This is a genomic window from Actinoplanes sp. NPDC049548 (assembly GCF_040676695.1).
Lineage (GTDB): Bacteria > Actinomycetota > Actinomycetes > Mycobacteriales > Micromonosporaceae > Actinoplanes.
The window spans coordinates 23,069-34,128 of record NZ_JBFAPM010000004.1 but is presented as its reverse complement, the minus strand read 5'-3'; the positions used below and the strand labels follow the sequence as shown (position 1 = coordinate 34,128).

Below are 11,060 nucleotides of genomic sequence, written 5' to 3'. Positions count from 1 at the left end.
GGATGGGTGGCTATGGATGGCAGATCGCGCTCGTCGTGATCCTCGTTCTGCTCAACGCGGTCTTCGCCGGCAGCGAGATGGCGCTCGTCTCCCTGCGCGAGAGCCAGCTCCAACGCCTGGAACGCGACTCCCGCACCGGCGCCACCCTCGCCCGCCTGGCCCGCGACCCGAACCGCTTCCTCGCCACCATCCAGATCGGCATCACCCTCGCCGGCTTCCTCGCCTCGGCCGCCGCCGCGGTGTCGCTGGCTCAGCCTCTGATCGGGCCGCTCGGCTTCCTCGGCGGCGCTGCCGAGCCGGCGGCGATCGTCACCGTGACCATCGTGCTCACCTTCTTCACGCTGGTGATCGGGGAGCTCGCTCCCAAGCGCATCGCCATGCAGCGCGCCGAGGGGTGGGCTCTGGCGGTGGCCCGGCCGCTGGATCTGCTGGCGAAGCTGACCCGGCCCGCGGTCTGGCTGCTCGGCAAGACCAGCGACGCGGTCGTGCGGGTCACCGGTGGCGATCCGGAGGCTGCTCGCGAGAAGGTGACCAGCGAGGAGATCCGGGACATCGTCGCCGTTCAGGAGGGGTTCTCCGCCGAACAACGAACGATCATCAGTGGCGCGTTCGAGATCGCCGACCGGACGCTTCGGGAGATCGTCGTTCCGCGGCGGGACGTGGTCACGGTGCCGGCGGTCATGCGGGCGGAGGAGGCGTTGCGGCAGTTGGTGGCCGCCGGTCATTCGCGGGCGCCGGTGACCGGGCCGTTGGGGCTCGATGATGTGCTCGGGGTGGTGCATCTGCGGGAGCTGGTCGATGTGGACGGTCCCGTCATCGCGTACGTTTTCGAGCCGTTGTTTCTTCCCGAGACGTTGAAGGTCTCCGACGCCATGCATCAGATGCGGATGCAGCGTCAGCAGTTCGCGCTTGTCGTGGATGAGCATGGCACCGCCGTCGGGATCGTGACGATGGAGGATCTCGTCGAGGAGGTGGTCGGCGAGATCTACGACGAGACGGATCGGGATGTGCGGGCGGTGGTGCACGAGGACGACGGGGCGATGCTGCTGCCCGGGACGTTTCCGATGCACGATCTGCCGGACATCGGTGTCGACGTCGAAGGGCTCGAGGGCGGCTACACGACCGTGGCCGGGCTCGTGCTGTCGCGGCTCGGGCACATTCCGAGCGAGCCCGGGGAGGTCGTCGAGCTGGACGGGCACAGCGCCGAGGTCACCGAGGTGACCGGGCGGGCGATCACGGGCGTACGGCTGCGCGCACTCTCAGCCACCACTCAGCCGGACTTGTTAGCTTCTGCCCGGTCTGACGATCCTGGGTAGGGGGCGTTCGTGGGTTTCAAGAGGATGCTGGGCGCTTTCGGGGTGGGCGGGCCGAGTGTCGACACCGTGCTGACCAGTTCGGACACTGTGCCGGGTGGGGCGTTGAGCGGCCACGTCGACCTGGTGGGCGGGAACCACGACGTGGAGATCGAACACGTGACCCTCGGGCTTGTCACCCGGGTCGAGGTCGAGGGCGGCAGTGGGGAGTACGCCGCCCGCGGTGAGTTCCATCGGGTCGGTGTGAGCGGGCCGATGCGTCTCGCCGAGGGGCAACGGATGTCGCTGCCGTTCGAGTTCCTCATGCCGTGGGAGACGCCGATCACCACCGTCTACGGGCAGCGGCTGCACGGCATGACGATGGGCGTGCGCACCGAGGTGGCCGTCGCCAAGGCCGTCGACAAGGGCGACCTCGACCCCGTCTCGGTGCATCCGCTGCCCCTGCAGGAGCGCATCCTCGAGGCCTTCGCCCGGCTGGGCTTCGGCTTCAAGCACGCCGACCTGGAGTACGGCCAGATCGTGGGCGTGCACCAGACGCTGCCGTTCTACCAGGAGATCGAGTACTACCCGCCGGCCCAGTACGCGCACAGCATGAACGAGGTCGAGCTGACGTTCGTCACCAACCCGCACGCCGTCGAGGTGGTGCTGGAGTTCGACAAGCGCGGCGGCGGCCACGACTCGTACGGGCGTTACACCGTCCCGCACGCCGATGCCGACGCGGTCGACTGGGCCGAGGTCGTCGACGGCTGGATCCGGGAGAGCATGCCGGCGGTCGGCCACGGCCACGGATACAGCCACGGGCACCACGGCGCCGGGATGGGTGGCGTGGCCGCGGGTGTCGTGGGTGGCCTGGCGGCCGGCTACGTCGCGGGTGAGGTCATGGACGAGGTCTTCGACGCCTTCGAGGACGACGACTGACGCTCACTTCAGGCCCTCGCGGACCCGGGCCTCGGTGGGGGCCATGGCGTCCGTGAGGGTACGCGCGGTGTCGATCAACGGCACGTGGCTGAACGCCTGCGGGAAGTTGCCGACCAGCCGGCCCGCGCCGGGGTCGTACTCCTCGGAGAGCAGGCCGACGTCGTTGCGCAGGGCGAGGAGGCGTTCGAACACCTCGCGTGCCTCCTCGTGCCGGCCCATCAGTGCGTAGTTGTCGGCGAGCCAGAACGTGCAGGCCAGGAAGGCTCCCTCGCCCGGTGGCAGGCCGTCGACGTCGGTGCCGGGGTGCTGGGTGTAGCGCTGGACGAAGCCGTCCTGCAGGAGGTGCTGCTCGATCGCCTCGACCGTGCCGACCACGCGTTCGTCGGTGGCCGGGAGGAAGCCCACCAGCGGGACCATGAGCAGTGCGGCGTCCAGCTCCTCCGAGCCGTAGAACTGGGTGAACGTGCGGCGCTTCTTGTCGTACCCCTTCTCCAGGATGTCCTCGCGGATCTCGTCGCGCAGGGCCGCCCAGCGTTCCACCGGGCCGGGCAGGCCGAAGTCCTCGACCGCCTTGACCGCGCGGTCGGCGGCTACCCACGCCATGAGCTTCGAGTGCACGAAGTGCTTCGGGCCGCCGCGCACCTCCCAGATGCCCTCGTCCGGTTCCGTCCAGTGCTGCTCGACGAAGTTCATGAGCTTGACCTGCAGGCCCCACGCCGGGTCCTCGGCCTTCAGGCCCGAGCGCCGGCCCTGGTGCAGGGCGTCCATCACCTCGCCGTAGACGTCCAGCTGGAACTGCTCGGCGGCGGCGTTGCCGATCCGGACCGGGTTGCCGTCGTAGCCGGTGAGCCAGTCGGCGATGTACTCGTCGAGGCGGCGCTCGCCGGCCACGCCGTACATGATCTGCAGCTCGGAGGGGTCGCCGGCGATCGCCCGGAGCAGCCACTTGCGCCAGGCCAGCGCCTCGCTCTGGAAGCCGGAGTAGAGCAGGGACTGCAGGGTGATCGTGGCGTCGCGCAGCCAGCAGAACCGGTAGTCCCAGTTGCGGACGCCGCCGAGCTTCTCCGGCAGCGACGTCGTGGCCGCGGCGACGATGCCGCCGGTCGGCGCGTACGTGAGGGCCTTCAGGGTGAGCAGCGACCGGACGACGGCGTCGCGCCACTCGCCTTCGTAGGTGCAGGCGGACACCCAGCCCCGCCAGTAACCCTCGGTCGCGCCCAGCTCGTGGGCCGGGTCGATCGGCTCCGGCGGTGGCAGGTGCGACGGGCGCCAGGTCAGGACGAACGACGTACGTTCGCCGGGACGAACGGTGAAGTCCGCGCGGGTGGACATGTTCTCCCCGCGGGTCTCGACCGGCGTACGCAGCCACACCGCGTCCGGCCCGGCGACCGCCACCAGGTCGCCCTGCTCCCGGTAGACCCACGGCACGACCTTGCCGTAGTCGAACCGCAGCCGCAGGTGCATGGTCATCGGGACCTCGCCGCGGACCCCCTCGACGATCCGTACCAGGTCGGGCGCCTCGCCGCGCGGCGGCATGAAGTCGATGAGCCGGACGACCCCGTCGGCCGTCTCGAACTCGGTCTCCAGCACCAGGGTCTCGTCCCGGTACCGCCGTCGCGTGGCCGTCACCTCGCCGGCCGGGGCGATGGTCCAGTGCCCGTTCTCCTCGTTCCCGAGCAGCGCTGCGAAGATCGCGCCGGAGTCGAACCGCGGCACGCACAGCCAGTCGATCGACCCGTTCCGCCCCACCAGGGCCGCGGTCTGGGTGTCGGCGATGATCGCGTAGTCCTCGATGGGCAGCGCCATGAGCGTGTTACGTACCCTCGAGAACCCCTGCTGTCACATTCTGAGTCGCGGTAGCGTCGCAGAATGGCCCGTCCTCGGATCGTCATCGTCGGTGCCGGCTTCGCCGGTTTCGAGACCGCCCGGACGCTCAGCCGGCTGTCCCGCGGCGCCGCCGACATCGTCATCATCAACCCCACCGACTACTTCCTGTACCTGCCGCTGCTGCCCGAAGTCGCCGCCGGCATCCTCGAACCCCGACGGGTCTCCGTGTCGCTCGCCGCGGCGCTGCCCGGCGTACGGGTGATCCTCGGCGAGGCCGACGGCTTCGACTTCAGCGCGCGGACGGTCTCCTACCGCGACCCTGACGGCGGCAAGGGCAGCGTGAGCTACCACCGGCTGGTCATCGCCGCCGGCAGCGTCAACAAGCTCCTGCCGGTGCCCGGCGTCACCGAGTACGCGCACGGCTTCCGCGGCATCCCGGAAGCGCTGTTCCTGCGCGACCACATCACCCGTCAGATCGAGATGGCGGACACCGCCGAGAACCCCGGCGAACGCGAAGCACGTTCGACGTTCGTCGTGGTCGGGGCCGGTTACACGGGTACGGAGGTAGCAGCGCAAGGTGTGCTGTTCACCGAGGCGCTGACCCGCAACCGCCCCGGCCTGCGCGGCCGTCCCCGCTGGCTGCTGATCGACACGGCCGACCGGGTGCTGCCCTCGCTGGACGAGCGTCTGGCCCGCGCCGCCGACCACGTGCTCCGGCAGCGCGGCGTCGAGGTGCTGCTCAAGAGCTCGGTCAAGGAGGCGACGCCGGACGGTGTGCACCTCAGCAACGGCGACTTCGTGCCCACCCGCTCGCTCATCTGGTGCGTCGGCGTACGCCCCGACCCGCTCGTCGCGGACCTCGGGCTGCAGACCAAGCAGGGCCGGCTGGTCGTCGACGAGTTCCTCAACGTCCCCTCCCGCCCCGAGGTGTACGCCTGCGGCGACGCGGCGGCGGTCCCCGACCTCACCCGCCCCGGCGAGATCACCGGCATGACGGCCCAGCACGCCACGCGCCAGGGCAAGACGGTCGCGCACAACATCGCCGCCTCGTACGGCCGGGGGCGGCGGCGCGCGTACCAGCACCATGACCTGGGCTTCGTGGTCGACCTCGGCGGCCTGGACTCGGCGGCGAACCCGCTCGGCGTGCCCCTCAAGGGGCTGCCGGCGAAGGTGGTCACCCGGGGCTATCACCTGCTCTCCATGCCGGGGAACCGGGTGCGGGTAGCGGCGGACTGGGTGCTGGACGCCCTGCTGCCGCGCCAGGGGGTTCAGCTCGGGCTGGTGTCGGCGACGGCGGTGCCGTTGGACAGCGCGTTCCCGCAGGCCCTGCCGGACACCGGCCTCACCAAGGTGCGCTGAGGCCGGTCGCCCCGCGCGCATGGGGGATCTGACGGTGGAGGAGCCGACGTTCATGGCGCGGTTTCTTATCGACCGGGAGGTCGACACCGAGGAGTCGGTGGCGACGTCGACGCGGTGATCGTGCCGGTGGCCGGTGTCGGTGGAGAACCCGGTGGGCCCTGTTCGTGTGGGCCGCGCGGTCAGCCGGCGGGCACGTCGTGTTCGGCGCGGTGGGCAAGTACGTCGTCCATGTGGTCTTGTGCCCAGTCTCGTATCGCTCGGGTCATGGCGTGGAGGGAGAGGCCGAGGTCGGTCAGCTGGTAGGTCACGGTGACGGGGACGGTCGGTATGACTGTTCGGGTGAGGAGGCCGTCGCGTTCGAGGGCGCGCAGCGTCTGGGTCAGCATCTTCTGGCTGACGCCGGCGATCAAGCGAGCGATCTCGGAGTAGCGCATCGTCCGCGGGCTCGCCGGCGACTGATCCGGCGGAGCCGGTTCTTCGGTCCTGTTGTCGCCGAGCGCGCACAAGATGAGCACGACCCACTTGTCGGAGATCCGGTCGAGCAGCTGCCGGCTGGGACAGACCGCGAGGAACGCGTTGTACTCCAGCTGCGTCTGCGCTCGCTCAGCGGCTTTCGTTGTTGTTGCCACCACTGTGCCTCTCGTCGGGGAGTAACGCACTGCAGGGTGCCTACTTCCCGTAGGGGAGTGGCCGCTCCAGTATTGGCCTCCGGGGCCGGGCATACCAGCCTCTGACGACACGAGAGGCAGCACCGCATGAGCGCATCTACGACCCTTCCCGGCGGCACCTGGAACCTGGGCGACTCCACGGTCACCCGGTTCGGCTACGGCGCCATGCAGCTCGCCGGCCCCTGGGTGGTCGGGCCACCGGCGGACCACGATGGCGCGGTGGAAGTGCTTCGTGCGGCGGTCGAGGCGGGCATCACTCACATCGACACCAGCGGCGCCTACGGCCCGCACGTGACCAACGAGCTGATCCGCGAGGCGCTGCACCCCTACCCTGCCTCGCTGCTCATCGCCACGAAGGTCGGCGCCGACCGGGACGCCCAGGGCGGCTGGCCCACCGCGCGCCGGCCAGAGGACCTGCGCCGCCAGGTCCAGGAGAACCTGCAGACCCTCGGCGTGGAGATCTTGGATCTGGTGAACATGCGGATGGGCGACGCCCAGGGCACCCAGCCCGGGTCGATCACCGAAGCGTTCGAGACCCTGGCCGAGCTCCAGCAGCAGGGATTGATCCGCCATCTGGGCGTGAGCAACGTCACCGCCGGTCAGGTCGCCGAGGCCCGCCGTATCGCCCCGATTGTGTGCGTGCAGAACATGTACAACCTCGCGCACCGCCACGACGACGACCTCATCGACGCCCTCGCCGGTGATCGCATCGCTTACGTGCCGTTCTTCCCCCTCGGCGGGTTCAGCCCTGTTCAGTCGCAGGAGCTTTCCACCGTCGCTGCCCGGCTCGGCACCACCCCGATGGCGGTCGCCCTGGCGTGGTTGCTGCAGCGCTCGCCCAACATCCTGCTCATCCCCGGCACCAGGTCCACCGCCCACCTGCACGAGAACATCGCCGGCGCCGGCTTGTCGTTGTCCGCGGAGGACGTGGCCGTGCTCGACCGCATCGCCCGCTGAACAGCGCCACTTCGTCGGCTGAGTGGGGCGGCCTCAGCTGCACCCGCAACTGAAGAGCCTGGAAAGGGCGACGAATTCGGCGCGGACTGCTGCAACCCGGTGTGTTCAACGGGCGTCAATGTGACGAGTCATCGATGACGTCGGCGTTGTTCACATTGGAAGGAGAAGTCATGCACAGATGGGGTCGTTCGGCGGTTTCCGCCTCCATGGCGGTCGCCGTGGGTGGGCTCATGGTGGTCTGCACCTCCTCGGCCGCCGAAGCGGCGATCGCGTGTCCCTCGGGATACGTCTGCATCTACCCGGATATCAATTACGGGGGACAGCCGTACGTCCGGCGGGCCAGCGACGGCAGCGTCTCGGATCTTCCCGACTCGATCGACGACCGGGGCAGCTCGGTCATCAACAACTCGACCCGGACGGCGCGGATCTACGTCAGCAACGGGTACAGCGGACGGCACGTGTGCGTGCGAAGCGCCATCGCCGACCTGCGGTCCTACGACATGAACGATCGGACGCGGTCGCTGAAGATCAACAACGACGCCTGCGGCTGACGCAGGGACCGGCATCGCGGCGGCCACCGGTTTCTCCGGCGGCCGCCGTGGCGGTTTTTCAGTTCGGGGAAAGGGGCGCGCCCCGATCGGCGAACGTCCAGGCGACGGAGGCGTTCGGGTAGTCCGCGGCCGGCATCACCGTCGCCCGGCCGCCATTCTGCGGATCCCAGGCCAGATAGCGCAACTGTCCATTCCCGTACAGGTCGATCCCGGCGGCGATCACGTAAGCGTCTCGTCCCTTGTCGTCCTTTCCCGCCGGATACAGATGCCATTGCACGGCGCTGTCCGACAGAACGCAGGAGCGAAGCGTCAAGGCGTTTCCGGTCAGCGCCAGACAGCGGTTCCCCTGCAGCTCATCGAGACGGACCATCCACAGCGGATGACGAAGGGGAGGCGACGCCACCAGGAAGTGAGAGCGCGTTCTCGCCCCGGAGAGCGCGATGGCATCGTCGCCGGCGGTCAGGGAGAAGTCGTCGCGGGATCTGCCGCCGATGACCGGCACCAGCTCGTACGCGCGGCTCGGCGAGAGACTCGTGTCCGAGAGTTGAACGCCGCCACCCTGGCGCGGCAGTGCAGGTCCGGCTGTGGTGGAGACGGCCGGAGGCGACGGCGTCGTCACCGAGTCGGTGGAGCTCATCGGCCACAGTGACGCCACGCCGATCGCCGCCGCGCACGCGGTCACCACGCCGCAGACGGCCGCGCCGACCCGTCGGCGGTGACGGTGAGCCGCTCGCCGGCGGACGTCCGCCGCACTGGACAGTCGCGCGGACTCCACGGCGTCGCGCATGGCGGTCGTCAGAAGCTGCTCTATCTCGGGCACTACGCCTCCACGGCGTGATCGACGTCGGTGAGCAGGTCGGCGATCGCCCGGCGCCCCCGGGCGAGCCGCGCCTTGACCGTGCCGGTCGGTGCGCCGACTTCTTCGGCGACCTCCTGAACGCTCAGACCGAGCAGGTGGAACAGGACGATGGCTCGCCGCTGGTCGGCCGGAATCTGCCGCAGGACCTGCACGATCGCGACGTGGTCCGGGCTCGTGGCCTCGATCCGGTCACTGGTCGCTCCCCGGTAGTGCGCCTTGACGCGGTTGACCGCCTTGCGCCAGTTGCTCACCGCGATGCGGTACGCGACCCGGCGCACCCACGCCTCGGGACAGTCGGACTCCCGTACCGTCTCCCATCTCTCCCAGGCCCTCAAGAAGGCTTCGGCTACCGCGTCCTCGGCGTCGGCTCGATCGCCGGTCATGAGGTAGAGCTGGCCGAACACTCTGCCCGCCGTACCGTGGTAGAACACATCGAACTCCCCGGCATCACGCATCGACGAGATCCCCTGTCGTCGTCCGTCGGGACATTGACGCCCGGTGTGGACGATGGGTTGCATCGGGTCCTCTGCTGCTGCGGCGGAGAGGGGCAATGAACGTCCCCATACCCGTTCACAGGTAATAATTCGGGCATGGCATCTCGTCGTACCGTCCTCGCGCTGACCCTCGCCGCCCTGCTGACCGGCGCCCTCGCCGCACCCCTCGGGGCCCAGGCGGCACCGGCAGGAGCGCATGCCGCCGCGGTCCGGGCAGCGGCTGCCGTGACCGCGGCGGCCCGGGCGGTGAGCGGCACCGTCGTCGCCCGGTACGACTTCGACGGTGGCCGGTCGAGCTCGATCCCCGACAACTCCGGCAACGGGCACACGCTACGGCTGATCGCCGGCAACGGCGGCACGGTCCGGGCCGTCCCGCACCGCAGCGGCCAGGCGCTGCGGTTCCCGGCGAAGTGCACCGGCAGCTGCCCGCACGCCGCCCTGCAGAGCCCCAGCTCGGCGAGCCTCAACCCCGGCACGCGGGCGATCTCGTTCGGGGCTTCGGTGCTGCTGGCGGCGAGCCAGACGAGCAAGGGCCAGAACATCGTGCAGAAGGGCTACTCGACCGAGAGCAGCCAGTGGAAGCTGCAGGTCGACGGGGCTGCGGGGCGGCCGAGCTGCGTGCTGGTCGGTGCCAACCCGGGTATCAAGATCGTGCGCAGCACCGTCTCGGTCGCCGACGGCAGCTGGCACACCGTCGAGTGCCGGCGGACCAGCACCGCGCTGACCGTGGTGGTGGACGGCGCCGTCCGGGGCAGCCGGGTGATCTCCGCGAAGCTCTCGGTGGCCAACAGCCGGCCGCTCAGCATCGGGGGCAAGGGTGCCTACTCCGACAACGACCAGTTCCACGGCATCATCGACGACGTCTGGGTGCGGATCGGTTAGGACCAGCCCGTCGCCATCGCCGTGAGGAGCTGCGCGTCCGGGGTGTCGCCGGACAGCTCCCAGGCGAAGGCGCCCGCCAGGCCGTTGCTGCGGGCGTACGCCATCTTGGTCTTGATCGTCTCGGGGGTGTCGTAGCTCCACCACTGGCCGCGGCAGAGGGCGTAGGCCGTGCCGCCCGCGGTGCCGGTCGGCGGGCAGGTCTCACGCAGGACGTCGTAGTCCTCGATGCCCTTCTCGTGGCTGCCCGCCGCGGCGCCGCTCGCCCGGCCGCCGGGGGCCGCCGCCGTCACTCCGGCCCAGCCCCGGCCGTAGAAACCGACGCCGAGCAGGATCTTGGTGCGGGGGACGCCCAGGCCGATCAGTTCGCGCACGGCAGCGTCGGTGGTCGCCGTCTCGCGCGGAATTCCCGGGTACGCCGTGAGCGGCGAGTGCGGCGCGGTGGGGCCCGGCGTGTCGCCCGTACCGAAGAAGTCGTAGGTCATGGCGCTGAGCCAGGTCGCCGGCCGGGACGCCGCGGCATAGTCGGTCGCGGTGAGCTTGCCTCGTTCGCCCGGGACCGCGGCCGTGACGAGGGCTTCCGGGCCGAGCTCGGTGCGCAGCGCGGACAGCAGCCGGGCGAGCGCATCCGGACCGCTCTTGTCGCAGGTCAGGCCGCAGGCGTTCGGGTACTCCCAGTCCAGGTCGATGCCGTCGAAGAGTCCCGCCCAGCGGGGGTCGCGCAGCAGCGTGGCGCACGAGCGGGCGAAGGCGGCCGGGTCCTTCGCCGCCTCCGTGAAGCCCTTCGAGCCGGTCCAGCCGCCGAACGACCACAGGATCCGCAGCCGCGGGTGCCGCTGCTTGAGCTTGCGCAGCTGACCGAAGTTGCCGCGTAGCCGCTGGTCCGGGGTGTCGGCGGCGCCGTCCACACTGTCCTTGGCGGCGACCGGCTTCTGCAGGTCGGCCCACGCGTCGCCGGTCGTGCAGCCGCCGCCGGTGACCTTGCCGAAGGCGTACACGAGGTGGGTGAGCCGGTCGGCCGCGCCGCTGGTGTCGACGTCGCGGACCTGGTAGTTGCGGCCGTAGACGCCCCAGTCGGTGAAGTACGCGACCACCAGGGGGGCCGTTGCGGGCGACGACGACGGCGGCGGAGCGGTCGCGGGCGGCGGCGCCGAGCAGCCGGCGAGCAGCATGACCATGCTGACGAGAACGGGTACGACCCGCACGCGGGCCTCCCCATCCCTCGCTGGTCCGGC

General features: G+C 70.3%; 11 protein-coding genes. 6 read left to right on the top strand and 5 right to left on the bottom strand.

Annotated features, from left to right (window positions below):
• Positions 1 to 2: 2 nt before the first annotated feature.
• Together AB0J80_RS10000 and AB0J80_RS09995 are read left to right on the top strand one after the other, a co-directional pair.
• Positions 3 to 1,316 carry a hemolysin family protein gene (locus AB0J80_RS10000; protein WP_364702727.1) on the top strand — a complete coding sequence of 438 codons (1,314 nt, stop codon included), beginning with the start codon at positions 3 to 5 and terminating at the stop codon, positions 1,314 to 1,316.
• A gap of 9 nt (positions 1,317 to 1,325) precedes the next feature.
• Positions 1,326 to 2,231: a sporulation protein gene (locus tag AB0J80_RS09995; RefSeq protein ID WP_364702725.1), complete on the top strand. Its 906-nt coding sequence runs from the start codon at positions 1,326 to 1,328 to the stop codon at positions 2,229 to 2,231.
• A 3-nt stretch (positions 2,232 to 2,234) separates the two neighbouring features.
• Here AB0J80_RS09995 and AB0J80_RS09990 read toward each other — a convergent pair whose 3' ends face one another.
• Positions 2,235 to 4,037, bottom strand: a complete 1,803-nt coding sequence (locus AB0J80_RS09990) for a glycoside hydrolase family 15 protein (RefSeq protein WP_364702722.1) — start codon at positions 4,035 to 4,037, stop codon at positions 2,235 to 2,237.
• A gap of 63 nt (positions 4,038 to 4,100) precedes the next feature.
• On the opposite strand from AB0J80_RS09990, the gene AB0J80_RS09985 reads away from it, so the two are divergent.
• Positions 4,101 to 5,417: an NAD(P)/FAD-dependent oxidoreductase gene (locus tag AB0J80_RS09985; protein ID WP_364702719.1), complete on the top strand. Its 1,317-nt coding sequence runs from the start codon at positions 4,101 to 4,103 to the stop codon at positions 5,415 to 5,417.
• 179 nt (positions 5,418 to 5,596) lie between these two features.
• Here the strand turns inward: AB0J80_RS09985 and AB0J80_RS09980 are convergent, their stop codons facing one another.
• The gene (locus AB0J80_RS09980; protein ID WP_364702717.1) at positions 5,597 to 6,046 is read right to left on the bottom strand and encodes a helix-turn-helix domain-containing protein; all 450 of its coding nucleotides are present in this window, start codon (positions 6,044 to 6,046) and stop codon (positions 5,597 to 5,599) included.
• 126 nt (positions 6,047 to 6,172) lie between these two features.
• Here AB0J80_RS09980 and AB0J80_RS09975 point away from each other — a divergent pair, with 126 nt between their 5' ends.
• Complete coding sequence (locus AB0J80_RS09975; RefSeq protein ID WP_364702715.1) at positions 6,173 to 7,042, top strand: aldo/keto reductase family oxidoreductase; 870 nt, start codon at positions 6,173 to 6,175, stop codon at positions 7,040 to 7,042.
• Positions 7,043 to 7,212: 170 nt separating this feature from the next.
• Complete coding sequence (locus tag AB0J80_RS09970) at positions 7,213 to 7,593, top strand: peptidase inhibitor family I36 protein (RefSeq protein WP_364702713.1); 381 nt, start codon at positions 7,213 to 7,215, stop codon at positions 7,591 to 7,593.
• 58 nt (positions 7,594 to 7,651) lie between these two features.
• On the opposite strand, the gene AB0J80_RS09965 is transcribed toward AB0J80_RS09970, so the two are convergent.
• A complete protein-coding gene (locus AB0J80_RS09965) occupies positions 7,652 to 8,413 on the bottom strand; it encodes a hypothetical protein (protein ID WP_364702710.1) in 762 nt (253 codons plus the stop codon).
• A complete protein-coding gene (locus tag AB0J80_RS09960; protein WP_364702707.1) occupies positions 8,413 to 8,907 on the bottom strand; it encodes a sigma-70 family RNA polymerase sigma factor in 495 nt (164 codons plus the stop codon). The genes AB0J80_RS09965 and AB0J80_RS09960 overlap by 1 nt, the downstream gene beginning before the upstream one ends.
• 135 nt (positions 8,908 to 9,042) lie before the next feature.
• Here AB0J80_RS09960 and AB0J80_RS09955 point away from each other — a divergent pair, with 135 nt between their 5' ends.
• Entirely contained in the window at positions 9,043 to 9,828 is a 786-nt protein-coding gene (locus AB0J80_RS09955; protein ID WP_364702705.1) for a LamG-like jellyroll fold domain-containing protein, read from the top strand.
• Here the strand turns inward: AB0J80_RS09955 and AB0J80_RS09950 are convergent.
• Positions 9,825 to 11,030 carry a glycoside hydrolase family 18 protein gene (locus AB0J80_RS09950; RefSeq protein ID WP_364702702.1) on the bottom strand — a complete coding sequence of 402 codons (1,206 nt, stop codon included), beginning with the start codon at positions 11,028 to 11,030 and terminating at the stop codon, positions 9,825 to 9,827. The genes AB0J80_RS09955 and AB0J80_RS09950 overlap by 4 nt on opposite strands.
• Positions 11,031 to 11,060: the final 30 nt, after the last annotated feature.